The sequence below is a fragment of the Samsonia erythrinae genome, from assembly GCF_004342665.1.
GTDB classification, from domain to species: Bacteria; Pseudomonadota; Gammaproteobacteria; order Enterobacterales; family Enterobacteriaceae; genus Samsonia; species Samsonia erythrinae.
Map to the genome: position 1 here is coordinate 195,466 of NZ_SMBY01000004.1, position 25,235 is coordinate 220,700.

General features: G+C 53.5%; 19 protein-coding genes. 9 read left to right on the forward strand and 10 right to left on the reverse strand.

What is annotated here, in order from left to right; genetic code table 11:
* Window positions 1-3: 3 nt before the first annotated feature.
* The 5 genes from hyfE to EDC54_RS09435 are packed head-to-tail and all read right to left on the reverse strand — an operon-like array spanning window position 4 to window position 5,739.
* The gene (hyfE, locus tag EDC54_RS09415) at window positions 4-654 is read right to left on the reverse strand and encodes a hydrogenase 4 membrane subunit (protein WP_132455510.1); all 651 of its coding nucleotides are present in this window, start codon (window positions 652-654) and stop codon (window positions 4-6) included.
* 12 nt (window positions 655-666) lie between these two features.
* Window positions 667-2,106, reverse strand: a complete 1,440-nt coding sequence (locus tag EDC54_RS09420) for a hydrogenase 4 subunit D (protein WP_165904294.1) — start codon at window positions 2,104-2,106, stop codon at window positions 667-669.
* 35 nt (window positions 2,107-2,141) lie between these two features.
* Window positions 2,142-3,092 carry a respiratory chain complex I subunit 1 family protein gene (locus tag EDC54_RS09425; RefSeq protein ID WP_132455514.1) on the reverse strand — a complete coding sequence of 317 codons (951 nt, stop codon included), beginning with the start codon at window positions 3,090-3,092 and terminating at the stop codon, window positions 2,142-2,144.
* 11 nt (window positions 3,093-3,103) lie between these two features.
* A complete protein-coding gene (gene hyfB / locus EDC54_RS09430; RefSeq protein ID WP_132455516.1) occupies window positions 3,104-5,119 on the reverse strand; it encodes a hydrogenase 4 subunit B in 2,016 nt (671 codons plus the stop codon).
* Window positions 5,120-5,121: 2 nt separating this feature from the next.
* Window positions 5,122-5,739: a 4Fe-4S dicluster domain-containing protein gene (locus EDC54_RS09435; protein ID WP_132455518.1), complete on the reverse strand. Its 618-nt coding sequence runs from the start codon at window positions 5,737-5,739 to the stop codon at window positions 5,122-5,124.
* Window positions 5,740-6,216: 477 nt separating this feature from the next.
* Between EDC54_RS09435 and hydN the strand changes: the two genes are divergently transcribed.
* From hydN to hypF, 3 genes are read left to right on the forward strand one after another with little or no spacing between them, the layout of a single operon-like run.
* Entirely contained in the window at window positions 6,217-6,762 is a 546-nt protein-coding gene (gene hydN / locus EDC54_RS09440) for an electron transport protein HydN (protein ID WP_132455520.1), read from the forward strand.
* Window positions 6,763-6,818: 56 nt separating this feature from the next.
* Complete coding sequence (fdhF, locus tag EDC54_RS09445; RefSeq protein WP_132455522.1) at window positions 6,819-8,969, forward strand: formate dehydrogenase subunit alpha; 2,151 nt, start codon at window positions 6,819-6,821, stop codon at window positions 8,967-8,969.
* Window positions 8,970-9,027: 58 nt separating this feature from the next.
* The gene (gene hypF, locus EDC54_RS09450) at window positions 9,028-11,262 is read left to right on the forward strand and encodes a carbamoyltransferase HypF (protein ID WP_132455524.1); all 2,235 of its coding nucleotides are present in this window, start codon (window positions 9,028-9,030) and stop codon (window positions 11,260-11,262) included.
* Here the strand turns inward: hypF and nikE are convergent.
* Genes nikE through nikA form a run of 5 tightly spaced genes read right to left on the reverse strand, consistent with a single transcriptional unit; the run spans window position 11,253 to window position 16,165 of the window.
* Window positions 11,253-12,053: a nickel import ATP-binding protein NikE gene (gene nikE / locus EDC54_RS09455; protein WP_132455526.1), complete on the reverse strand. Its 801-nt coding sequence runs from the start codon at window positions 12,051-12,053 to the stop codon at window positions 11,253-11,255. The two genes, hypF and nikE, sit on opposite strands and share 10 nt — an antisense overlap.
* Window positions 12,050-12,814, reverse strand: coding sequence for a nickel import ATP-binding protein NikD (gene nikD, locus EDC54_RS09460; protein WP_132455528.1), 765 nt, complete (start codon window positions 12,812-12,814; stop codon window positions 12,050-12,052). The genes nikE and nikD overlap by 4 nt, the downstream gene beginning before the upstream one ends.
* Window positions 12,814-13,647, reverse strand: a complete 834-nt coding sequence (nikC, locus tag EDC54_RS09465) for a nickel ABC transporter permease subunit NikC (RefSeq protein ID WP_132455530.1) — start codon at window positions 13,645-13,647, stop codon at window positions 12,814-12,816. Before nikC ends, nikD begins: the two co-directional genes overlap by 1 nt.
* The gene (gene nikB, locus EDC54_RS09470; RefSeq protein WP_132455532.1) at window positions 13,644-14,588 is read right to left on the reverse strand and encodes a nickel ABC transporter permease subunit NikB; all 945 of its coding nucleotides are present in this window, start codon (window positions 14,586-14,588) and stop codon (window positions 13,644-13,646) included. The genes nikC and nikB overlap by 4 nt, the downstream gene beginning before the upstream one ends.
* On the reverse strand, window positions 14,588-16,165 hold the full coding sequence (gene nikA / locus EDC54_RS09475; protein ID WP_132455534.1) for a nickel ABC transporter substrate-binding protein: 1,578 nt from the start codon (window positions 16,163-16,165) through the stop codon (window positions 14,588-14,590). The genes nikB and nikA overlap by 1 nt, the downstream gene beginning before the upstream one ends.
* A gap of 382 nt (window positions 16,166-16,547) precedes the next feature.
* On the opposite strand from nikA, the gene EDC54_RS09480 reads away from it, so the two are divergent.
* The 6 genes from EDC54_RS09480 (at window position 16,548) to EDC54_RS09505 (ending at window position 25,170) form a co-directional block, all read left to right on the forward strand.
* Complete coding sequence (locus EDC54_RS09480) at window positions 16,548-16,796, forward strand: DUF883 family protein (RefSeq protein WP_132455536.1); 249 nt, start codon at window positions 16,548-16,550, stop codon at window positions 16,794-16,796.
* A 176-nt stretch (window positions 16,797-16,972) separates the two neighbouring features.
* The gene (locus EDC54_RS09485) at window positions 16,973-17,374 is read left to right on the forward strand and encodes a Rap1a/Tai family immunity protein (protein WP_132455538.1); all 402 of its coding nucleotides are present in this window, start codon (window positions 16,973-16,975) and stop codon (window positions 17,372-17,374) included.
* A gap of 448 nt (window positions 17,375-17,822) precedes the next feature.
* On the forward strand, window positions 17,823-18,089 hold the full coding sequence (locus tag EDC54_RS09490) for a DUF3811 domain-containing protein (protein WP_132455540.1): 267 nt from the start codon (window positions 17,823-17,825) through the stop codon (window positions 18,087-18,089).
* Window positions 18,090-18,341: 252 nt separating this feature from the next.
* A complete protein-coding gene (locus EDC54_RS09495) occupies window positions 18,342-19,736 on the forward strand; it encodes an SrfA family protein (protein WP_132455542.1) in 1,395 nt (464 codons plus the stop codon).
* A 2-nt stretch (window positions 19,737-19,738) separates the two neighbouring features.
* Window positions 19,739-22,726, forward strand: a complete 2,988-nt coding sequence (locus EDC54_RS09500) for a virulence factor SrfB (protein WP_132455544.1) — start codon at window positions 19,739-19,741, stop codon at window positions 22,724-22,726.
* Window positions 22,723-25,170 carry a putative virulence factor gene (locus tag EDC54_RS09505; protein WP_132455546.1) on the forward strand — a complete coding sequence of 816 codons (2,448 nt, stop codon included), beginning with the start codon at window positions 22,723-22,725 and terminating at the stop codon, window positions 25,168-25,170. The genes EDC54_RS09500 and EDC54_RS09505 overlap by 4 nt, the downstream gene beginning before the upstream one ends.
* The last annotated feature ends 65 nt before the right edge of the window (window positions 25,171-25,235 follow it).

A 25,235-nucleotide genomic window follows, 5' to 3' on the forward strand; every position in this document is an offset into this window, starting at 1 on the left:
CCATTACCCCTTCAGCGCTGTCAACTGGTCGACGCTTAACGTATTGAGCGTGCGCCAGATTTTACGGGCGAGTACCGTCATGATGATGACAGCAAAGATCGCGTCGGTGGCGATGCCGATTTCAACCAGTTCCGGGGCTTTATGCGCCAGCAGGGCCAGCGTCAGGTGCGAGCCGTTTTCCATCAGGCAGTAGCCAAACACCTGTTTAAGAATGTTGCGTTGCGTCACGATGCACAGCAGCCCGACAAGGAAATGACCCAGCGATACGGCCAGTGCGGGTTTTAGTTCTACCAGCAGCGGCACCTTCACCGGTTCGACCACGAACCAACACAGCACCACAATGATGGCCGTAATCAGCATCAGAACGGGTAAGCTCACGACACTGCCGTCGTGTTCAGGATCGCGCATGGTACGGAAGGCGTACCCCATGATGATGGGCACTAATACCACTTTGGTGATGAAGGCGCTAAGCGCCCACATACTGAGTTCATGCGCGTTAAGGGTAAAAGCCAGCGTGACAAAAATCAGCACCAGAAGTAACGATTGCAAAGCGTACAGCCAGCAGGACGCGCTGGGTCGTTTCACGCCGATCACCATCAGCGAGGTGAATATCATCAGCCCCGCCAGGTTATTAACAATAAGCGAACCGGTCATAATCAATCTTCCTTATCCAAGCCAGGCAACGGCGATGACACTGGAGGCGAACGACATCACAATCAGTATCAACAGCACCAGACGCATCGAGGTCGGCAGCGGTGAGGCCTGCAATACGTCTTCGCTGGGTTGACCGGGAATGACCCGACCAAACCAGTAGAGCAGCCAGGCGAAGCTGGCAACGGACTCAACCAACACCAGCACCATGATTGGCGTCATCACCCAGAACTCACGAGACAGGGCAAATCCTGCGGCGAAGAGCGGAAATTTACTGAAGAAACCATTGAGTGGCGGCACACCGGCAATCGCCAGCGTGGCGATACAAAAACCCACCCCGACGATCGGCATTTTACTGAGTACCCCGCGCAGCTGTGGCAACATGCGAGTGCCGCAACAGTAACTGAGGGAACCCGCCACCAGAAAGAACAGGCTCTTGGCAAAAGCATGGTTGAAGATATAGGCAATACCGGCGTTGAGCGCGTTCTGAGAACCGAAGACGGCAATTGACAGCGCCAGAAAGATGTAACCCAGTTGGGTAATGGTGGACCAGGCGAGCAAACGCTTCATGTCTTTCTGCGGCAGGTACATCAGGAAACCGTAGATGATGGTCAGGGTCGCCATGACGATACCCACCCAACCGATGATGTGCGGTATATGGCCTGATTCGATAATCGAACGGGCAAAAATGTAGACACCCACTTTTACCATTGACGCGGCGTGCAGGTATGCGCTGACAGGGGTCGGCGCTTCCATCGCATCGGGCAGCCAGGCTTGTAGCGGCAACTGAGCGGACTTGCCCCAGGCAGCAAACAGGATCCCACCGAATGTCAGCAGGGCGGGAAGGCCGTCCAATTGCGAGAGCGCGCTCAGGTCAAAGGTGCCGGTATTAATAAATAGCGTCGCCGCCGCAATAAAGAGACCCAGCGAAGCCACATGAGTGATCAGCAAGGCTTTCATGGCCGAACGTTGGGATTTCGCCGTCTGGTAGTAGCCAATCAGCGCCCAGGAACAACCGCCCGTGATTTCAAAAAACACCAGTTGACCAAGCAGGGTGGAAGATAATACCAGCCCCACCATGGCACCGATAAAAATCAGCAGGAAGGCATAGTAACGATTCTCGCCATCGTGCGGATGTTCACGGTTCCCCCTATTCAGATAACCCACGGAGTAGACACTCACCAGCAGGCCGAGGAACACCACGGCGAAGACAATCAGCGTACTAATACGGTCAAGAATGAAACCGAACAATGCCGTATCGCCATAGCTCAGCAGAGGAATGACCATATCGGCTTTGCTGTTGTCGATGAATTCCCAACCAAGGGCGACAGTGCCCAACGTCGCCAGCAGGGCGAACAGGACACAGACCCATTTCGCGATTGACTTTGGCGAACAAGCGGTCAATAACGCACCAATAAACGGCAGCAACAATGTCGCGAGTGCCGTATGGGTCATTAAGGATGAACTTTCCATAATGTTTTCCAGACTCCTTACAGGCCGGTCAAATACAGCACAAAGGACAGCGCGGCAACGCCGAAGCCCACCCAGGTAACCTGGTAGGCCAGCAGAAAACGGCCACGCGCCAGGGTATTTTCAAACAAGGATGCCAAAACAAACACGACCAGCAATTTGAGCAGCATGAGAACGGCCGCGAGAGCCAGCGTGCCGACGGTCAACGCCGTGGCCTTGCCAAAGGGGATAAACACCGCGAGGAACAGTTCAGCGACGACGACCTGTTTCAGGCCAATGCCCCATTTCACCAAGGCGAGTCCCGAGCCTGAGTATTCGGTTAATGGACCTTCTTGTAACTCTTGTTCCGCTTCCGCGACGTCGAAGGGGATCTTGCCCATTTCAATAAAGCAGGCAAAACCGCAGGCCAACAGCGCCAGCATCGTGGCGGTTGGCGATGTCCAACCGGCGGTCAGCGCGGCACTCATCGTACCGATGTTGGTGGATCCTGCGATGAGGGCAACCACCAACAGGCTAAGGATTAAGGTCGGTTCCACCAGAACCCCCAGCGTCAATTCGCGGCTGGCGCCAATGCCGGCGAAGGTGCTGCCGCTGTCCAGCCCCGATAATGCAAAAAAGAAACGGAACAGCGCGAACAGATAAAGCAGGGTGATCATGTCGCCAGCGCCGCCAAACGGCGAGGTCTGGGTGAAAACAGGCAGGGCCATTGCGACCAGCAACATGCTGCCTAACAGTACCCACGGCATAGCGCGAAAAATTGTGCCGGATTGCGCGGGAGCGACTTCCTGTCGTTTCAGTAATTTGAAAAGGTCGCGATAGTCTTGCCAGATCCCCGGCCCACGCCGTGAATGCATTCGGGCGCGGATCTGACGTGAAATACCGGTAAACAGAGGCGTCAGACATAACAGGATTATTGCCTGAACCAGGGCGAAGAGTCCCATCATTAGCGACGGCGTTTCTTGTATAGTCATGCTCTTTCTCCTCACACTGCGATAGCCAATAGCAGCGCAATTAGCGCGGCCACGACATACAGGCAATAGAGACGAAAATCCCCCCCCTGCAATCGCTGCACTTGCGCGCCGAGGCGTCGGACGGCGCGCACCAACGGATAAATGATTTTTTCATCCCAGAATGGCTCGACAATAGAGGCACCGTGGATCATGCTCTGCAAGGCCCGCGTCAGTCGCGGGGTAGGATCGAGTTGTTTACGCATCTGATAGAGTGAACAAAACATCGCGCGTAGCGGCTGAGTAAAGCCGCCGGCGGAAACGGCCATCAGGGGTTCCCAGTCATAACCGCAGGCCCAGGGCGTACCCCGACGACGGAACGCTGGCTGATTGCCTTTCATGCCCAACCAGATCAGTAGCGGTACGATCGGCAGAGCGACAAGCAGGATGAAGATCAGGGCGGGCGATAGCATGGCTTGCGAGGCCTGAGCGGGTATTAGCAAGTCGCCCTGAGCCACGGTAACCCCGTGTGTATCTGTCAGCGACATCGCCACCTGAGATAGCATCGGTGCGATCGCGCCAGCGCCGAGGCCCAACGCCAGACAACAGAGTGCCAACAGCAACATCGCGAGGGTCATCGGCCAGGGCACTTCTCGCGCCTGTCCGGCTTTTTCGCTGCGTGGACCGCCGCAAAAGCTGACGCCATAGACTTTGACAAAACACATCGCCGCCAGTGCGCCCGTGATCGCCAGCATGACGATGGCGATTGGCCCACTCAGGCGCATCAAGACGTTACCTTCATGACTCATGGTGAATAAAGACTGATAGGTGTACCACTCACTGATAAAACCATTGAGCGGTGGTAGGGCGGAAATCGACATACAGCCAATCAGGAAAGCGAAAGCGGTTAACGGCATTAATTTGCCCAGACCGCCCATCTTTTCCATATCGCGGGTATGCAGACGATAAATCACCGCCCCGGCCCCCAGGAACAGCAACCCTTTAAATACCGCATGATTGAGTAAGTGATACAACGCGCCAAGCAAACCCAGCGTCGCCAATACCGGATGCTGAGTCGCGATCCCAACCATACCGACACCCACGCCCATCAGAATGATGCCGACGTTTTCAACGGTGTGCCAGGCCAATAGCCGTTTGATATCGTGTTCAGCCAGCGCGTAGAGGACGCCGAGTACCGATGAAACGGCACCGAACCCCAGTACAACGATCCCCCACCACAAGTGCGGCGCGCCTAACAGGTCAATACCGACTTTGATAATCCCAAAGATACCGATTTTGACCATCACGCCAGACATCAGGGCAGAGGCGTGTGAGGGGGCGGCAGGGTGAGCGCGTGGCAACCAGCTATGTAGCGGCAGCATCCCGGCTTTGGCGCCAAAGCCGAAGAACGCCAGCAAAAAAACCACGGACGCCATGGCGGGAGAAAGCCTGAGTTGACGGAACGAGGCAAAGTCCAGACTGCCACTTTCGCGCCACATCAGGAAAAAGGCGATCATGATGAGCACCGAACCCGCGTGGGCAATAAAGAAATAAAGCAGCCCGGCGCTTACCGATTCCTCATCTTGTTCCGAGATCACCAGAAACCATGAGGCCAATGACATCGCTTCAAAGAGAATCATGAAGTAGAACGCATTATCCATCACCACAAGGCCGACCATTGAGGCAATAAACAGATTCATGAAGAATCCCATGCTGCCTGCGCCACGGCCTTCATACTCACGGACATAGGCGATGGAGTAGATTGAGCAGATCGTGACTAACAGTGAGATAACCATCACCATAAAGGCGGCGAGCCGATCGAGACGCACGCTGAACGCCGCGAAAGGAAACCATCCCGTGTCGGTGTAGATCTGAATCTGTCCATTGAGTAACACCGGGACCGCACTACATAATCCGAGCACACCGCCCGCTATCGCGGTTATCGCTGCAATATTGATTGACAGGCGTTCCTGACGGGCCATCAGAATCGATAACAATGCGCCAGCGAGGTAGAGCGTTATTGACCCGTAAAGCCATTGAAGTGAATCCATCGCTATTCTTCTCCTTCCTGATAGACAACGAAATCCGGCACCTGTGAGGAGGACAACAGCGTTTCCAGACGCTTTTCCCGGTTGTATTGACTCAGCAAGTCGTTATCCACCAGTTGGATGGCACTGGTTGGACAAACCCGAACGCATTCCGGCCCTTCTGACTGAAACGCGCAGAGATCGCATTTCACGGCGACGGTACGCAGTCCCGCATTCCACGCGAGATAAGGATGTGTACCGGGATCGCTTCCTGGCACATCGCGTAGCTGTTCTTCTGGAATAGGGTGTTGCAGTAAGGGGGGGGTGTTAATCGGTTTACTACCAGACGGTGTAATTGAACCAAAGGGGCACACCAGCCCACACAATTTACAGCCTATACACAGACTTTCATTGAGCTCGATAGCGTCCTTTCCGTGTGCGATCGCATTCACGGGACACACGCGCGCACAGGGCGCGTCTTCACACTGGCGGCACATCATCGGGGCGGTTTTATTCCCGACTTTCATCACCGTTAGTCGTGGTTGCACTTGCAATCCCTGCTTCTTATGTACGGCGGTACAACCCGCGACGCAGGTATTGCATCCGATACAAAGCTCGGGGTCCGCAATAACAAAGCGGTTCATGTTCAGTCCTCAGGTTCAGCCTACAGGAAAGTCAGTCATCATTGCGGGAGTAAGCATTATTCAGGCCAGATTTTTTTATTATTTATTTTCAGTATGTTAGTGATTTTGTTCTGTCCAAAAACATCATGTGACGATGGCTGTCATTGCCATATCGTCACTTTTGCTGGCCTAAAAAACAGACGGTGGCGGGGATGGGAAAAGGCGAGGGGGAAAGTGGGGGCGAGTGCGATGACCAAAACAGAAAATCAATGGGTTATCGTCGTTGCCATGTCACCATGATGGCGCACTAGACCTCGTCCTTGTGCGCTGACGTCTGAGGAGCGTTATCTCGTCATCATGGCGTCGTCATAAATGTCAATATCGTGCAACTCACCGTGACAGCCAGCAAAAAAAACAGATAAATCAATACCATTAAATAATGGCACACTTTATGTATGTCTATTATCGCGACTAAAATAATTCACGTCGGAGAATAGGATGAACCGCTTCGTCATTGTTAATTCGAGCAAATGTATAGGCTGTCGTACGTGTGAAGTAGCCTGCGTCGTATCGCACCAGGAGTCTCAGGACTGCTCATCCCTGAATCCAGAAAATTTCTTGCCGCGGATTCATGTGATCAAAAGTCTGCACGTTTCTACAGCCGTGATGTGTCGCCAGTGTGAGGACGCCCCGTGTGCCAATGTCTGTCCGAATGGCGCGATCGAACATGAAAAAGATTTTATCCATGTACTACAGGAGCGCTGTATTGGCTGTAAAACCTGCGTTGTCGCCTGTCCTTATGGCGTAATGGAAGTGGTCGAGCGTCCAGTGAAAGCCAATGGCTTTGGCGGCGAGATGATGCACTCCAGAAAGGTCGAGGCGAATAAATGTGATCTCTGCTACCAACGTGACGCGGGCCCCGCCTGCGTAGAAGTTTGTCCAACGAAAGCGATTGTCTGTATTGACAGAGAAACACTGGAAAAAATGAGTGCGGAAAAACGCCGCCGCGCGGCGCTGGACTCCGTCGAAGCACTTAATTTCTAAACCGATCTAACCTTGGTTAGGTTCTTCTGATTTCACTTTTAACAGGTCTGCTATAGATGAAAAAGATCACCAGCGTTTGCCCGTATTGTGGTGCGGGCTGCAAACTTAAACTGGTTGTTGAAGGCAACAAAATCATTCGTGCTGAAGCAGCGGACGGAATCACTAACCAGAATGAACTGTGTCTCAAAGGCTATTACGGTTGGGATTTCCTGAACGATACACAACTGCTGACACCTCGTTTGACGCAACCGATGATCCGTTATGAAAAAGGCGGCAAATTCACGCCGGTCAGTTGGGAGGAGGCGATTCGTTACACCGCTAAACGCTTGAGCGAAATCAAAGCCGCGCATGGACCGCGGTCGATCATGACGACAGGCTCCTCACGAGGGACGGGGAATGAAACTAACTACGTGATGCAGAAGTTTGCCCGTGCGGTACTGAATACCAACAATGTGGACTGCTGCGCGCGCGTTTGCCACGGGCCATCCGTCGCCGGGTTACAAGAGGTACTGGGCAACGGTGCAATGAGTAATTCGATTAACGACATCGAAAACTCGAAATGTCTGTTGGTGTTCGGCTATAACAGCGCCGAATCTCATCCGATTGTCGCGCGTCGCGTTCTTAAAGCCCGTCAAAACGGCGCCAAAATTATCGTTTGTGACCCACGGCGTATTGAGACCGCGCGCATTGCTGATTGGTATTTGCAATTGAATAACGGCAGCAATATGGCGCTGGTCAATGCCTTTGGCTATGTGCTTCTGGACGAAAAACTCTACGACGCGAACTATGTTGAACGGTATACCGAAGGGCTTGACGCGTATCGCGAAATCGTCAAGGACTATGCGCCGGAAGCCGTTGAACATATTACGGGTGTTCCTGCGCAACAAGTGCGTCAGGCGATGCGGATTTTTGCCGCCGCGCCGTCAGCCACCATTATGTGGGGAATGGGCGTGACACAATTTGGTCAAGCCGTTGACGTTGTCCGTGGACTGGCGGGTCTGGCGCTTTTGACCGGGAATCTGGGGCGTGAAGCTGTCGGCGTTGGGCCGGTGCGCGGCCAGAATAACGTACAGGGCGCTTGTGATATGGGGGTATTACCCAACCAATTCCCCGGCTATCAGAGTGTGACCGATGCCGACGCACGCGCTAAATTCGCGGCGGCCTGGGGGATCGATCCGGCGATAATGGACGACAAAGTTGGTACCCGTATTACCGAAGTGCCGCACCTTGCGCTGGAAGGCAAAGTCAAAGCTTACTACATCATGGGGGAAGATCCGTTGCAGACGGAAGCCGACCTCAGTCTCGTGCGTAAAGGCATTGAAGCGTTAGATTTTGTGGTAGTGCAGGACATCTTTATGACCAAAACCGCCGAAATTGCCGATGTGCTGCTGCCAGCAACATCCTGGGGTGAGCATGGCGGGGTATTTACCTGCGCGGATCGGGGATTCCAGCGTTTTGAGAAAGCCATCGATGCGACCGGTAATGTGAAACGTGACTGGGAGATCCTTTCTCTGGTTGCCACCGAGATGGGCTATCCAATGCATTACGACAACAATCAGCAAATCTGGGACGAAATGCGTAGTCTGTGCCCCCTGTTCTATGGTGTAACCTATGAAAAGATGGGCGAAATGGGGCACATTCAGTGGCCATGCCCAACGCTGGATCATCCGGGTACGCCCTATCTCTATGAAGGCAACCATTTCGATACCCCCAGCGGTAAAGGGAAACTGTTTGCCGCGCCGTGGCGTGCGCCAGCAGAAATTCCGGACGATGATTATCCTCTGGTTCTCTGTACCGTGCGTGAAGTGGGGCACTATTCCTGCCGTTCGATGACAGGGAACTGCGCGGCGCTGCAAACGCTGGCGGATGAACCGGGCAGGGTACAAATGCACCCCGCAGATGCCAAACGGTTGGGCATTTCTGATGGTCAACTGGTGTGGATCAGTTCTCGACGCGGCAAAGTAATCAGTCGTGCCGATATCAGTGAACGGATTAATGAAGGCGCGGTGTATATGACCTATCAGTGGTGGGTTGGTGCCTGTAACGAACTGACGCAGGATAATCTGGATCCTATTTCCAAAACGCCCGAAACTAAATATTGTGCGGTGAGGATAGATGCGATCGATGACCAGCGCTGGGCTGAAAATTTTGCCTCTACCGCCTACAACGAAATGAAAACGCGCCTGCGTACTGCCGTTGTCCATTAGGACACGGGTATCCTGAAACGCGGAACAAGGGATGTTCTGCGTTTTTATTGGGGAGCCTATGCATCATCACGGCGTTATTCTGCGGATCCGCGGCAAAGTGCAAGGGGTCGGTTTTCGGCCCTATGTCTGGCAACTGGCACAACGGATGTCTCTGACGGGGGACATCTGTAACGATGGCGCGGGCGTGATCGTGCGGCTGGTGACTGCACCACAGGCTTTTATTGACGCGTTGTATGCGCAATGTCCTCCTTTGGCGCGTATTGATGCCCTGGAAAGGCAGCCTATGCGCTGGGGCGTGTTGCCAACCGATTTCACCATTCGCCATAGCGACAGTGGGACGATGAACACGCAAATTGTCCCTGACGCGGCCACGTGTCCAGCCTGTTTGGCGGAAATGAATGACCCGACACAGCGTCGCTACCGTTATCCTTTTATTAATTGTACCCATTGCGGACCGCGTTTTACGATCATTCGCGCCATGCCCTATGATCGTCCCAATACCGTGATGGCATCCTTTCCTCTCTGTCCTCAATGCGATAGCGAGTACCGTGATCCCTATGATAGACGCTTTCATGCTCAACCCATTGCCTGTCCGGCATGTGGCCCGTGGTTAAGCTGGCAATCTGGAGAACAACAGGCTGAAAAAGCGCGCGCGCTGCAAGCGGCAGTTGAGATGCTCAAGGCCGGAGGCATTGTTGCCATTAAAGGAATAGGGGGCTTTCATCTGGCATGCGATGCACAAAATGAGATTGCCGTGAAACGACTGCGCACGCGTAAGCATCGGCCGGGTAAACCCTTCGCGGTGATGCTTCCACATGCCGACGCGCTGCCGATATCGGTACAACGACTGTTGACGAGCCCCGCCGCACCGATTGTGCTCGTGGATAAATCCTCTATCGAGGGCTTGAGTGAAGGTATTGCGCCGGGTTTGCATGACGCAGGCGTGATGTTACCCGCAAATCCGTTGCAGCATTTACTGATGCAGGACGTGGGCATCCCGCTGGTGATGACATCAGGCAATCTGAGTGGGCGTCCTCCTGCATTGACGAATCAACAGGCGCTTACTGAACTGGCCGATATCGCCGACGGTTGGTTAATGCACAATCGCGAAATTTTACAGCGTATGGATGATTCGCTGGTGCGAGCGAGTGGCGAAATGTTGCGTCGGGCGCGTGGGTTTGTGCCTGACGCGCTGCCGCTGCCGCCCGGTTTCCATCAGGTTCCCGCGATGCTCTGTCTGGGTGCGGATCTGAAGAATACCTTCTGCCTTGTCCGTGGCGACAGTGCGGTGCTGAGCCAGCATCTGGGGGATTTAAGCGATGAAGGTGTCGAAGAACAATGGCGTCATGCTCTTGATCTCATGCGCCAGATGTATGATTTTCAGCCGCAGCAGGTGGTAGTGGATGCGCATCCTGAGTATCACTCGACGCAATTGGGGCGGCGGATGGCGTTACCGCAACACACGGTTTTACACCATCATGCGCATATCGCCGCCTGCCTGGCGGAACACCAATGGCCACTTGACGGCGACGCGGTGATTGGTCTGGCGCTGGATGGCATTGGTATGGGCAAGGCGGGGCAGCTCTGGGGGAGCGAATGCCTGCGGGTGGATTATCGCCACTGTGAAAAATTAAGCGGGTTGCCTGCGGTCGCACTGCCGGGTGGGGATTTGGCCGCCCGGCAACCCTGGCGTAATCTGCTGGCTCACTGCATGGCGTTTGTTTCTGATTGGGAAGCGTTGCCAGAAACTGCCGCGATACGCTGTCAACCGTGGCAACCGCTGGCGCGCGCTATCGTTCGGGGAATCAATGCTCCTCTGGCATCCTCGACGGGACGTTTGTTCGATGCCGCCGCTGCCGCGTTAGGCTGCATAACGCAAACACAAAGTTATGAAGGCGAAGCGGCTTGTCGGTTTGAAGCGCTGGCCAGGAATTGCGACGCCGTTGATCATCCGGTAAGGCTGCCGTGTCATAACGGTCAGTTCGATATGCCGGCCTTTTGGCAAGGATGGTTAAACTGGCGTGCGCCTGATAGCGAACGTGCCTGGGCATTTCATGACGCGCTCGCGGCCGGATTGGCAACCCTGGCTCGTTACCATGCCGGACAGCAGGGGATCAACGTCATCGCCTGTGCCGGCGGGGTATTACACAATCAGATCCTTCGTCAACGTCTGGCGTATTATCTGTCCGATATGACGCTGTTATTGCCAACGCATCTCCCGGCGGGAGACGGTGCGATCTCGTTCGGTCAGGCGGTGATCGCGGCGGCTCAAATACAGGGCGGTTACAATTGACCGCGGCGGCGTACAGGAAATGCGGGAAGTACGGCATGTTGCAACAGACGTCCCGCGTCAGAGGAAAATGTTAATCCCTCACTCACGGTTTGTGTCTCCACAATTTTCCCTTCATCCATCACCATGACACGATGACAGAAGCGTTTAACCAGACGTAAATCGTGAGTGATAAACAGACAGGCCGTGTCAAACTGCTGTTGCAATTTTTGCAGGAGTTGGATCATGTTGGCCTGCAACACCAGATCGAGATTGGACACGGCTTCATCAAGAATCAGCAATTTGGGTTCGACCGCCAACGCGCGGGCCAGACACACGCGCTGGAGTTGTCCGCCGCTCAACTGGGGAGGGCGTTTATCAAAGCAGGCGTCATCCAGTTCCACTGCCGCAAGCATTGCTCTGGCCCGTGCGATCTGTTGAGACATCGTCAGCGATAACAGATGTCGCATAGGTTCACGTAAAATTTCGCCGACGGTTTTTCGTGGATTCACCGCGCTAATGGGATCCTGAAAGACCATCTGAATCTCCCGATAAAACGCTTTACGCTGCGCACGATTAAGTTGACAAAGTGACTCACCGCGCCAGCAGACGCTTCCCTGCGCGGGCGCGGCCAAACCCACAAGCAGACGGGCCAGCGTACTTTTCCCACAGCCGCTGCGCCCCAGTAAACCAACCGTCTCACCGCCGCGCAGCTCGAACGATATCCCTTCCAGTACCCGTTGATATTGAGGTTTATCGCCAAAGCGGGTGTGAACATAATGCTGTGAAACAGCAGAGACGGTGAGTAAGGTCAAGACGCTAACTCCCTACCATACAAGGCGAGATGCGCCGCCACCAGATTACGGGTTACCACGTGTTGCGGAGCATTGAACAACGATTCGACATCGCCTTGTTCCACAATCTGTCCGTTGTTCATCACCGCTACGTCATCCGCCAGTCGCGCGACGACACCCATATCGTGCGTCACCAGCAGCATGCCGGGTGCCCGATGTTGCATCATACTGTCCAGCAGTTCGAGAAGACGCGCCTGGGCGACAACATCAAGATCGGTCGTCGGTTCATCGGCAATAATGAAGGGCGCATCGCACAGAACCACCATGGCAATCATCATCCGTTGCAGCATGCCGCCGCTCATCTCAAATGGATAAAGCGTCAGTACACGCTCAGCCTTCGCCATCCCCACCGCGTGTAACGCATCAATGAGAGTGGCGTCATCTGCGGGTTTACCTAATGCCTTGCACGTTTCTCGCGCATGATCCGCCATGTCGCGCAACGGGTTAAAGGCGCTGCGTGGATTCTGCATGATGGTGGCGATGATGCGACCGCGCAGGGTACAGGACGAAATCGTTTTGCCATCCACAAGGAGCGTCCCTGCCGTTTGTCGAACGCCTACCGGCAAGATGCCAAGCGCTGCCGCACAGGTTAACGATTTACCGCTCCCACTCCCGCCAACCAGCGCCAGCACGCGACCACGTTCGAGAGACAGCGAGACGCCGCGCACCAGTGGACGCTCAGCCTGTAAGGCAACGTTTTGCAGGTCAATCCGCTGTGGCATCAGTGTGCGCTCTCCATGTTCAGATGAGGATCAAGGTGATCGCGGAGCGCGTCACCCACCATATTGAAGGCCATCACGGTGATAAACAGGGCCAGTCCGGGCCAAAACATTTGCAGCGGCTGAGTCCAGATATACTGGCGCGCATCATTAATCATGACGCCCCATTCAGCGGTCGGCGCGGTCACGCCGAGACCGAGGAACGACATTCCTGCAAGGTGAAGCATCATGTGCCCAATATCCAGCGTGGCCAGCACCAATAGTGAAGGGAGCACCGCGCCAGCGAGATGGTCAATCAAGATACTCATATGACCTGCGCCGGAAAGTCTGGCGGCCAACAAAAATTCACGCTGGCGCAGCGATATCACCAGACTGCGTACCATCCGGGCATACCACGCCCAATGTGACAACGTGATCGCAATAATGACGTTCGTCAGCCCCGTCCCCAAGACCCCAACCATAAAGAACGAGAGAATGGAGGTCGGGAAGGTCATAAAGATCTCGGCGAGACGCATGGCGGCCTGATCGACACGCCCACCGACCAAACCTGCGCTACCCCCAATGACCAGTCCCAACGTCAAAACCAGTAGCAAACAGATCATGACGGAACCGAGCGACACGCGAGTAGCCGCGAGCAGACGCGAAAAGATATCGCGGCCAAGATGGTCGGTACCCAGCCAGTGTGAGCCATCGGGCGGGAGCAAACGTGAAGGTAAATCAATCGCCTGTGGATCATAAGGAAGCCACCACTGACTGGTAAGCGCAATGATGACCAGCAAAATGATGATAATCAGCGCCAGCCGGACAGACCAATGGGAAGATCGGAAAAAGTTCACAACGGCGTTCCTTCGTGGCGGCGGATGCGGGGATCCAGCGCGGCGTTTAACAGGTCAACCATCAGGTTGCAAACCACAAAAACGATCACCATCATCATCGTCACGCATTGAATCACTGGATAATCACGATTAAAGATCGCCGAAACGGCATAGCGTCCGATGCCCGGCCAGGCGAAAATATTTTCGATAATCATCGCGCCACCGATAAGTTCGCCAATATGCATGCCAATGGCCGTGACAACCGGTAAGGAAGCGTTACGCAGGATATGACGTCGCTCAGTTTGCTTTGCGTCGAGTCCGCGCAATCGCGCCCAGGTCACATGACGCTGTCCGGCGACCTCCAACATGCTGGCACGCAATAGGCGGGCGTTGATCGACAACGACATAAAGGCGATCGACACCGCAGGGAGAATGAGGTGAGGCCAGCCGCCATAGCCCAGCGCGGGTAACCATCGCAGATAAACAGAAAAGAACATCACCAGCAGAAAAGCAAGCCAGAAATTGGGCATCGACACGCCAAGGAAAGCAATAAAACGCACGGCGAAATCGGGCAAGCGATTACGATGTCGAGCAGCCCAGATGCCCAGTGGCACGGAGGTTAGCAAGATTAATACCAGCGCGGCTCCAGCCAGTTGCATCGTGGCAGGCAGAAAATTCAGCACGTCATCCAGGACCGGACGTTGGGTCGCAAATGAAAAACCAAAATTGAGATGCAATGCCTTCCACAACCAGGTGGCATACTGCACGATAAGGGGCCGATCCAGCCCCAGCATCTCGCGGGTAGAAGCAACCATCTCCGGCGTGGGAGGCAGATTAGATAAGCGCAGGTAGTCAAGCGCCGGATCGCCTGTGCCCAAATGCAACATCAGGAAGACAATCAGCGAAGCAGCAAAAATCATCGGAACCAGCAGTAAAAGACGCCGCAGTACATAACGCAACATCAGGGTTTCACCGGCTTAATCTGTTCAAACGGAATGTCCGAAGCAATGGGTGCATATGGGATCACACCCAATGCAGGTTTGGCGACCACCATCGTTGAGATATAACTGATAGGCAGGTAGACCGCATCATTGTGCAGGCGCGTCAGAATATCGCGGTACAATGCCTGACGCTGTACTTCATCGGTGGTTTCCAGAACGTCACTAATCGCTTTATCAATCAGAGGTTTGTCTGCTAATCCTTGTTGCGCCTGAAAATCAGCATGTGAGGGGACGCGCATGGCGCTCATAAAAGCATGTGGATCGTAGGGGGCACCCCAGGTACGGTTGAAAATCATGCCAAAACGGCCGTCGCGCTGACGGGCGTAAATGCTGCTCTCTTCTTCGCCTATCAGCGCCACTTCGACGCCAATCTGGCGTAAATCAGCCTGAATAATTTCCGCCATCGACTTGCTCTGCGCATCGGTGCCAATAAAAGACAATTCAATGTGCAGCGGCTGGCCGTTCTTTTCGCGGATATCTTTGCCTACAGGCGCTGTCCAGCCCGCGTTTTCCAGCAATGTTATCGCCTGTTTGGGATCGTACTGGCGCGGTTTCAGACCAATATCGGCATAAGGAACAGTGGGGGAAAACAAGGTGTCGGCAACCTGCTGCGTGCCATACAACACATTGTCGATCAACGATTTTTTGTTTAACGCATAGTTCAGTGCTTCTCGCACTGCCAACTCGTCAGTTGGCGGTTTAGCGGAGTTCAACGCCAGCATCACCGTCTCAACCGGCGGTGAAAGCTGGGTACGCTGTGTCGGGTACTTGCTGAAGCGCGAGAAGGTGTCGAGCGGCAATATCCCTTCGTTGCCATAGAGCAGATCGATATCTCCCGTCTCGAAAGCGACAGCGCGGCTCGTTGGGTCCGGGATCACCTTGACTGTGATCTTTTTAATCGGCGGTTTTTCACCCCAGTACTGATCGTTGCGGATCAGTACATCATATTGATTAAGTTTGGATTCTTTCAACACCCACGGGCCGGTGCCTATCGGCGCGTTAATCCCTTGCATTGTGCCATTCGCTTTAAACTGAGAAGGGGCGATAAAACGGAAAGGGCGAGGTAAAGCCAATTCTTGCAGGAAGGGGTAATAGGCGCTTTTCAGGGTGATTTGCAGTTCATTTTTACTGCGTGTTTTCACGTCGACAATCTGGTTACTCAGTTCCAGCCAGGCATGACGCTGGCGATTATCAAGCACCGCTCGAAAGTTTTCTGCCGCAGCATGAGCATCGAACGTTTCTCCATTGGAAAATTTTACCTTGTCGCGCAAGGTAAACGTCCAGATTTTGCCATCAGATGAGTGTGTCCAGCGTTCAGCCAACCAGGGAATGACCGAACCGTCCGGTTGATACTTCACCAGAGGTTCATAAACCATGCTCTGGGCAAACATCTGATTAGGTGTGTAAAGATGCGGATTGAGCGGGCCTACGTTTACTGGCCATGCGATGGTGATCTCGTCAGGCGGTGCGGCTGCCTGAGCAAGGAATGATAGACAGGCCAGCAACATAAAGCCTGTGTGGCGTAGTCTGGACAGCATAGTGTTCCCGAATAACCTATAATACGACTAAATGGTTATGAAGATTTTAATCATTTGCCATACTTTAGATGTGTTCTGGATCAATCAAAGCGGGGTCAGTTAAGGCGCTTGTCTCCCGGATTGATAGAGAAGGGGGTGAAAATGCTGTTATTGGCTTTTTCAATATGACTCGGACGTACATGTCTGATCATTGGTCATAATCGCCATATTTTCATCATTTTCGCTAACTTTCTGAGTTTTGACTGCCATAGAACACCACTAAATGTAGGGATAATCAGCCTGTTAAAATATGGCATGCTAATTGCTTTGAATGTCATGACTATTCGGGCATTGCTCTTTGCGATGCATGTTAATAATCATCCTTAATACAAAGGAAAAGACTATGTTTGGAAAAGCAGAAGACAAAGTAAAAGAAATCGCCGGCGAAGCACAGGAAAAGTATGGTGAACTTACGGACGATAGTTGCCACCAAGCTAAAGGCGCTGCTCGTAAGTATGCTGCACAAGGCAATCAGGCCGTTCGGGAAGCCGCCGATGTCGTGAAAGAACATGTTGAAGATAATCCTCTCAAAGCCGTTTCCATCGCAGCCGGTGTCGGGTTACTGATTGGCTTGCTGATCGGTCGCAAATAAATCATGCTGATTAGGGAAGTAACCGGGGAGACTGTTTTCTCGTCGGTTACTTTTTTTACAACCATATCCCGCCACCATCACGTTGAGCGATATGTTCGGACGCGATCAAATACGTTTTAGCATTAGAAATGCTTAAACTCGTGCGGCGCTGGTTGCCCATGAAACAGGGGAGATACGTGTTGTTATTCAGCGATAAGCGTAAAAAAAGTCCCATACTTATCCACTGTCTTGTCTTGTCAGCGCTGGCAGCGACGCCTGTTGTTGCTCAGTCTTCGGGTATTTATCATCCTATTACCGCGAGGGAACTCTATTTGGGCATAATGGAAGGCGGGCTGGCCTCGTGGGTACAGGATCCAGCGCAACGTTCTGCGTTGTCCACCGCGATGGCCACGGCTTACGTGCTGGGAACGGCTGACAGTCAAAGGGATAAAAAGTGGTGTCCGAATCAACGTGTGCACATACAGGCGATGACAGAAACGGTGCTGGATTATTTGGCCGACTTGCCCCAGAACCGACAAGAGGAAGATGCAGCGACGATTGTGTCCGAAGCGCTTGGCAAAAGTTATCCGTGTCAGTAGCCGACGAGGACATCACACCGGTATTGAACTAAGGGAAGAGGTTGCAACGAATTCTTCGGCAATCGGTGATCAGGGATATGCATGGAAGCCGAGATGAATCTGTGCAACAACGCAATGGATAACGCAATGGATAGAGAAGCGCTAAAGATAAGAAGGACAATCATGACCTAATGAACCAATACATTCAATTTAACATAATATACATTATGCGAACCAAGGTAAGGATAAGCGAAAACTGAAATTTCCCGTTCTACATTCATTGCCGCTGTTATTTACTCTGATGCATCGAGTCAAGTTTGTCTTCTATGCTGTCTGGCTTAACTTGGTCGACTTTAAATAAAAAGTCCGCCTGCAGATAGTCCTCCTGAATGAGCCTCTCTTCAATTCTCATGACCCTGAATTCCTTTTCCTCTACAATGAAACATCGCTCCCTGTCAGGAAAACCGTTATGCCTCGATTAACTCAGAAAGATATGACCGAAAGCGAGCAACGTCAGTTGAAAACTTTGCTCGATCAACAGAGAAAAAAACTCGGTCGCCCACTGACTAATTCCGAAAATAACCATATAAAAGACGACTACATCGATAATTTAATGAAAGAACGTGAGGCGGAAGCAAAAAAATCCCGAGCAGAAAAGAAAAAGAACAAATTTAAACCAGATGTTTCTGCAACGTATGAATGGTCTGCCAATACCAATCTTCGCGGCCGACGTTAAACGCAATAAAACGCCCATCATATCTTTTTGATAAATATGGATTATTTCATAGATCTTTTCATGGCGACGCTCAAGTCGACTTATCATTTTCCTGCAAGATATCTGCTGCCAATTTTGGTTATTGCTCAAATATTTGTAAGTTTTATCACTTCTTTAAGCGTTTGATTCGCCCTCGTTCAGTCTAAAGTATACCCTGTCGCAGGTTACATTCTCTTTTCTGCTTTAGGTATCATTACAAAAGGTCTCTTTTGCGTGGCAAAATTATTTTTACGTAGTGGAAGTTTGGATGACTTTCTGGCATTGGGTGAAAACGGGCAGCCGGTTTACGCATCCGCACTTCAATTGCGGGAAACATTACGTCTCAGAAAGCAGCAGCAGATTGCCGATTGTCTGGCTATCCCTCAGCCCAACGAATATGGCGACCGTATTGATTGGTACTCCCCGATTGACGGTAAAGTCACCTCCTGGATTGCCGCCAGCGAAGAAGAACGTGAAAAAGCACTGGCGCTTCTGGAGACCTATCAGACGGCGGTTGCTGACATCAGCCAGCGCGCACAAAGCGCAGAACATGCCGGGCAGAAACTTTTTGGTGTGCTGTTGGCGAAAGCGATTCAGTTTCCCGGCGCAAACCATGTTTATCTGGTTGACGGTAAGCCGGTTTTAACTTTTTGGGGTTTTGTTAATCTCGATAAGAAATCCCGCGCCGATGCGCTGGACTGCCTGCGCACGGCTGTCAAGGAGACTGCCCCTCTGTTGTCTGCGCCGGTCGCGGCGGCAACGCCTCTGGTCGACCCTGAGCCCACGCCCGAGCCGGCGTCGCCTCTCCCGCCAGAGCCCGTTGAATCTGTGCCGACGCCGCCGGTTTCTGCCGCTGCGGTTGCCCGCCCTTCTTTCTTTCGCCTGTGGTGGCTGTTACCTGCCGCCGTCCTGTTGACCATTTTGTCATTGCAGATACGCGGCTGTGTCGCAGAGCAAAATAACAAACCGGCATCTGAACCGGCTGCTACGGCGAAACCAGAAAAACGCGTCTTGCCTTCTTCTTCCCCCGCTGAACCCGTGGCACCGTCGCTACCGAAGCCGGAGAGCATACCCGTTCCCCCAGCCGAGGAACAAGAAACGGTAGCAGCGCCTGAACCTGTCGTTGCCGCGCCGCCAGCGGAGATCGCGATCCCGCCGGAAGCCCCGGTGGTTGAACAACCCGCCCCTGCTCCCCTTGTTGAACCGGTCGTGGCGCAGCCTGAGCCGGCAATTCCCGCAGGTAAGGATGATTTAGTAATGCCTGCTGATGCGGTGAGGATTGGCTCTATCAAATTCCTCAACGGCAATTGGCGCGTCACCGTTGACGGCAAAGCCCCGATTACCGGCAGGCCGCCCAGCCTGCGTTATCAAATTCAAAATGGAAAAGGCACCGCGCGTATTACGCATGGTGACGGTGTCACGTGTCGCACCAATATTGAGGCCGGATTAATGCGTTCCGGCAATCTGATCATTAACAGCCGTTCCAGTGCTCGCTGCTCCGATAATTCTCGCTTCCGCATGCCTGAGCTGGTTTGTAAACAAGGTGCATCCGGCGCGGCGGCGGAGTGTATCGGTCGCTATGACACAGACGCCGTTTTCCCGATGACGATAAAGCGCGAGAGTAAATAATCATGCTGGCGACAATTACCGATTATAAACAACGCATCACGCTGATTCAGGACAGCGGTATTCAGTTTCTGGATTTTGCCCTAAAGCCGGATCTGTCGGTTGAACGGCCTAACTGCTATGTGCGTAAAAGCGCGAACGGCCCTCTACTCCACCTGTTATACGATGAAGATTCAAACAAGTTTTTGCTGCCTTCCGCTGCGGGTATGCCGCCGGAAGTCGTGAAGCCAGAGCTAAGCATTCCGCTTGAGCAATCATTAAAACTGCTGGAAAAGATCTGGCTGCCGCTGCCCTTCTTTCGTTTCAACCCGCCGCGCACCTTTATGGGGGGGCCGGATAACTGGGCACGGATGCAGATCCTTGCTCTGGATACGCCGGATCAGGACGGTAACTCGTACCGCATTTGTCTGGCATTCGACACCAAAACCTATCCTGAAGGACATGAATACGAGTCACTGTCGCCCAATGCCAATGATGTTAAAACAGGAGGCCATTTCGCGCTGGCCTATCGCAGCGAGGAACTGGGCGAATTTCTTGATGAAACCTGGGTCGACGGCTGGCTACGTGAAGTCTTTACTCAGCAGGTCAAAGCGCTGGAAAACCGAGACAACCATGCGATCAAAGTAGCATTGCGCGGATTTGAATATCAGGCGCACTATCTGAATGTGCTGGATATGCTAGGCAACCAGCTCGATATTCCGGAAATCCGCATCAATACCAGTACGTTGCAGGAGCCGGCGGTCAACGTTGATTTGATCCTGGATGTCGGCAACTCGCATACCTGCGGCATTCTGGTAGAAGATCATGCCGATGAAAGCAACGGGCTGAAGCAGACCTATGAGCTGCAACTGCGCGATCTGAGCGAGCCGCACCATCTCTATAACGAACTGTTTGAGAGCCGCATTGAGTTTTCGCAGGCCAGATTCGGTAAGCAAAATTTTTCGGTAGAAAGCGGCCGTGATGACGCCTTTATCTGGCCTTCTATCACCCGCGTCGGGCGTGAAGCCAGCCACTTGGCGCTGCGGCGCCAGGGAACCGAAGGATCCAGCGGAATTTCCAGCCCACGCCGTTACCTGTGGGATGAAGAAAGCTATGCGCCGGGCTGGCGTTTTAGTCAGGCAGACGCCCACACGCAAACTGAGCCACTGGCTACCGCGATGCCGTTGACCATTATGCTCAACGATGAAGGTCAACCGCTCTATAACCAACCGCTGGAAGAACGCTTACCGGTATTCTCTCCGCACTACAGCCGCAGTTCGATCATGACATTCATGTTGTCCGAATTGCTGGCGCAGGCGCAGATGCAAATGAACAGCGTCGCGCAGCGGTTGAAAATGATCCACAGCACGGCCCCTCGTCAACTGCGCAATATTATTCTGACGTTGCCTTCGGCGATGCCGAAACCCGAACGTGAAATCTTCCGCCGCCGCATGCATGAAGCGATCGCGCTGGTCTGGAAAGCGATGGGCTGGCACCCGCTGGATGAGGATTTCACGACGCCAGCCGACAAACAGAAAAGTCGGGTTCCGGTGCCTGAGGTGCAAATCGAGTGGGATGAAGCCACCTGCGGGCAAATGGTGTACCTGTATAACGAAGCACAGGTGAACTTTGGCGGTCGCGTGGAAGACTTCTTCGCCAGTATGGCAAGGCCGGATAAAGAACTTGCCGAGGGCGAGCACGCGGGGAAAACGTTGCGCATTGCCTCGATCGATATTGGCGGCGGCACGACAGACCTCGCCATTACGCAATATGTGCTGGATGACGGCGTCGGCAATAACGTCAAAATCATCCCGCGTCTGCTGTTTCGCGAAGGCTTTAAGGTGGCTGGCGATGATATCTTGCTGGATGTCATTCAGCTCTATGTTCTACCCGCTTTACAGGCCGCGCTGAAAACAGCCGGTATGATCAGCCCTGACGCGCTGATGGCGAAACTGTTTGGTAACGAAGGCCGCATGGATGCGCAACTCACGCTGCGTCAGCAGGTCACGTTGCAGGTTTTCATTCCCATTGGCCGGGCGATACTGGAAGCCTATGAACGCTTCGACCCGCTGGATACCAGCGCGGAGATCGAATCCACCTTTGGTGAACTGCTGGAACAGGCGCCGACAGACATCGTTCAGGACTATATTAATAGCGAAATACAGCGTGAACTGCCGGTTAGCGATACGCCATTCGACATCTTACAGGTGCCGCTGATCCTCAAGCTGAGCAAACTGCACGGAGAATTCCTGTCGAACACGATGAACATTACGCAGAACCTGCGATTAATGTCTGAGGTCGTGTCGCTGTACTCGTGCGATATGCTGTTGCTTACTGGTCGCCCTTCCCGCTTCCCCGGCATTCAGGCGCTATTCCGTCACCTGCAACCACTGCCGATTAACCGAATGCTATCGCTGGATGGTTATCACACCAATGACTGGTATCCGTTTAACAAACGTGGACGCATCGATAACCCGAAATCCACCGCCGCCGTCGGCGCGATGTTGTGCCTGCTGGCGCTCGATCTGCGCCTGCCGGGTTTTTACTTTAAGGTCGGTGATTTCCAGCCTTATTCCACCGTGCGTTACCTTGGCATGATGGACAGCAACAACGCGCTGACGCTGGATAACGTTTACTACAGCGATATCGATCTGGATAACCCGGATTTCGCCCTTGATCCCGAACATCGTTTTCAGGTTCGCGGTTCGCTCTGTCTCGGCTTCCGTCAATTGGACAACGAACGCTGGCCCGCGTCTTCGCTCTATATGTTATCGATCGTCGATCAGGATTTAGCCCGTAAGGTCGTTGGCGATAGTACCTTGCTCGTCCGTCTGGCCGTGACGACAGGCGACGATCAAAGCAGCCCTGAGCGCTTTGAAATTGCCGACGCCGTGCTGGAAGACGGCACCCGTGTTCCACCGCATCATTTACGACTCAAATTAAACACATTGTCCGCTAACGGTTTAGGTGCGACCCATTATTGGATCGATAGTGGGAGTGTATATAAAAAATGAAACGATTAACGCCCAAACAGCTTTCTACCCGACTCCACAGCCAGTTGCTCGCCGTTACGCAAGGGCTTGATCAGGCCATCGACTGGGTTGACTCTACGCGTCAGGACACCCCGCGTCTGGACATTGAAGCTGACCGGCTGATCGTTAAGCTACGCCGTAACCGCAATAAAGCGCAGCGCCTGTCCGACGTGGCGCAGAAGGACATCGCCATCGGCTTTTTTGGCCTGTCGCAGGCTGGGAAATCCTACCTGATTGCGTCATTGGCCGGGGGCGAAAACGAGAAGCTGGCAACGTCATTTGAAGGACAACAGCTGGATTTTATCGACCACATCAATCCTGCCGATCGTGCGACTGCGGTCGTTACGCGTTTCAGCCGCCAATCCGGTGTCAAAAACAAGTCGTTTCCGGTGCAGTTGCAACTGCTGAGCGAAGTCGATATCGGTAAGATTATGGCAAATGCTTTCTTAAACGATCCCAGTCAGGAAGCGACGTTTGAAGAGTGGGATGAGCGCCATATTGCCGAGCACGTGAAAACGCTGCTAATGCACCGTCAGCCGGAACCCGTAGAGGGGATGACCCACGATGACGTCGTCGGATTTTGGGACTACCTCGCGCGCCATGACGCGAAAAGGCAAAAACAGCTAGAAGCGCATTTCTGGCCAGCGGCGGTTGAGCTGGCCCCTTACCTCAGCGTGGACGACCGTTCACAGCTCTTCTCCGTGCTGTGGGGAGAAAGCCATTCGCTGACCGGCGCATACCGCCATTTCAGCCACACGCTGCAACACCTGTCTGGCGCACGCAAGATCCTGGCGCCGTTACGGACACTGGTCGATGATGACCTGAATCCGGTGGAGGGTATGATCGACGGCTCGGCGCTGGAACTGCTGCACACTACCGATGACCCCAGCGTGTTGGTGCGCCCGATTCAGAATGGCCGGGCCGGAAAAACCGCAGAGATTTCGCTGGCTGAACTGACGATGCTGGCGTCGGAGCTGCTGATTCCGCTGCACTCTGCTCCACAGGAGGCGTTGTTCGAGCAGGTCGACATTCTGGATTTTCCCGGATTCGGCGAGAGCCGTGAAACGCCATCGGCAAAACAGCAAACCCCATCCCTCCTGTTGGCGCACACGTTGCTGCGTGCAAAACGGGCCTATCTGCTGGAGCGCTATACCGATAATCAGGAAATGAACGTCTTGATGGTGTGTAGTGCCGCCGGCAGTCGTGCCGACGTCAAAATGGTCGGCAAGGCGCTGGATCACTGGGTCAAACAGACACAGGGGGAAAACGCGCAGGTTCGCAGCCAGCGTAAACCAGGATTAATTTGGGCGGTTACGCGTTACGATCGGCGAATTACGCACGGAAAAAGCTACGATGCTGCCGTACAGCGCTATGTGGGAAATCCGGGCGACGCGTGGGGAACCATGTTGGCAATGGACAAACGCGGTGTGGCGCGGATGGCGACGTGGTTGAGTACGGAGGTTCATCGGGAAGTGAAGCTGGGACGTATCAGCGAACAGTTGCAGGAGATCCAGCGCGAACTTAATGAGAACCTGCTTGGTAACTGGTATTTGCCGGTAGACGTTGATGACCCGGCGGAAAAACAGCGGATTGCAGAAACCTTGCTTAAATCGCTTCAGACCCGTACCGGCGTTCACGGCGAGCTGTTAGAGCGACTCCTGCCCTCGCGCGATGAGCTGCGCCGTCTGTATCTGCAACAGCAAGGAACCCGCTATAACGGCTACCCCCCTGAAGCGGACGATCTTTCTGTGCCGTCAGGCACTGGCGATCCGTTTGGGGTTGGGATCGAAATCGATCTGTTTGCCGATGAGCCGATCGCGCTTGACCAGCCGACTGCGCCGGTGCTGACGTCCGACCACAGCGATGAGGCGGATTACGCGCACGGGGTTTATCGCTACTGGGTTAATCATTTACGCAACCTGCCGGAAAATGCGCCGCTCATCGAGCTGCTGAACGTGCCGAAATCGACAATCGAGATGCTGGTCGAAGAGTTGATTACCGGCAGTATCCGCTTGCGCATCGAAGAGGCGCTGGTGGATATGTTGGTTGAGGGTGAGAAATTGGGTATCAACCGTGAAAACAAAACTGATCGTCAGGTTTCACGTGTTTTGACGGTCCTCGGAGATTTTGTTGCCTGGCTCGGTTTCCAGCAGCTCGATGAATCACTACGCCCCGCCAGCCGGATCAACCGTGGTCATAAAATTTTTGCCAAGCCAGAAAAACAGGCGGTCAGTTTTGGCGCTTCACAGCGCTTAACCAAATTGTCATTGACTCCCACCAATAACACGGCGTTTTACATCTATGACTGGCTGGTTGGTCTTAATGAGATGATTATCCAGAACGCGGGCTATTCCGCCGCCCGCGAAGTCAGCGTAGAACAACGCGAACAACTGGGCGTGATTTTAACGTTAATGAAACCCGCTTAGAAATAAGCCAGTTATTAAAACCAAACGGATAGATCTTTATTAAAAGGTAAAGATCTATCCTTAAA

Excerpts from the sequence above, each read along its gene's own strand:
- hyfE (WP_132455510.1), bottom strand. The coding sequence starts at position 654 with ATGACCGGTTCGCTTATTGTTAATAACCTGGCGGGGCTGATGATATTC.
- EDC54_RS09420 (WP_165904294.1), bottom strand. The coding sequence starts at position 2,106 with ATGACCCATACGGCACTCGCGACATTGTTGCTGCCGTTTATTGGTGCG.
- EDC54_RS09425 (WP_132455514.1), bottom strand. The coding sequence starts at position 3,092 with ATGACTATACAAGAAACGCCGTCGCTAATGATGGGACTCTTCGCCCTG.
- hyfB (WP_132455516.1), bottom strand. The coding sequence starts at position 5,119 with ATGGATTCACTTCAATGGCTTTACGGGTCAATAACGCTCTACCTCGCT.
- EDC54_RS09435 (WP_132455518.1), bottom strand. The coding sequence starts at position 5,739 with ATGAACCGCTTTGTTATTGCGGACCCCGAGCTTTGTATCGGATGCAAT.
- hydN (WP_132455520.1), top strand. The coding sequence starts at position 6,217 with ATGAACCGCTTCGTCATTGTTAATTCGAGCAAATGTATAGGCTGTCGT.
- fdhF (WP_132455522.1), top strand. The coding sequence starts at position 6,819 with ATGAAAAAGATCACCAGCGTTTGCCCGTATTGTGGTGCGGGCTGCAAA.
- hypF (WP_132455524.1), top strand. The coding sequence starts at position 9,028 with ATGCATCATCACGGCGTTATTCTGCGGATCCGCGGCAAAGTGCAAGGG.
- nikD (WP_132455528.1), bottom strand. The coding sequence starts at position 12,814 with ATGCCACAGCGGATTGACCTGCAAAACGTTGCCTTACAGGCTGAGCGT.
- nikB (WP_132455532.1), bottom strand. The coding sequence starts at position 14,588 with ATGTTGCGTTATGTACTGCGGCGTCTTTTACTGCTGGTTCCGATGATT.
- nikA (WP_132455534.1), bottom strand. The coding sequence starts at position 16,165 with ATGCTGTCCAGACTACGCCACACAGGCTTTATGTTGCTGGCCTGTCTA.
- EDC54_RS09480 (WP_132455536.1), top strand. The coding sequence starts at position 16,548 with ATGTTTGGAAAAGCAGAAGACAAAGTAAAAGAAATCGCCGGCGAAGCA.
- EDC54_RS09490 (WP_132455540.1), top strand. The coding sequence starts at position 17,823 with ATGCCTCGATTAACTCAGAAAGATATGACCGAAAGCGAGCAACGTCAG.
- EDC54_RS09500 (WP_132455544.1), top strand. The coding sequence starts at position 19,739 with ATGCTGGCGACAATTACCGATTATAAACAACGCATCACGCTGATTCAG.
- EDC54_RS09505 (WP_132455546.1), top strand. The coding sequence starts at position 22,723 with ATGAAACGATTAACGCCCAAACAGCTTTCTACCCGACTCCACAGCCAG.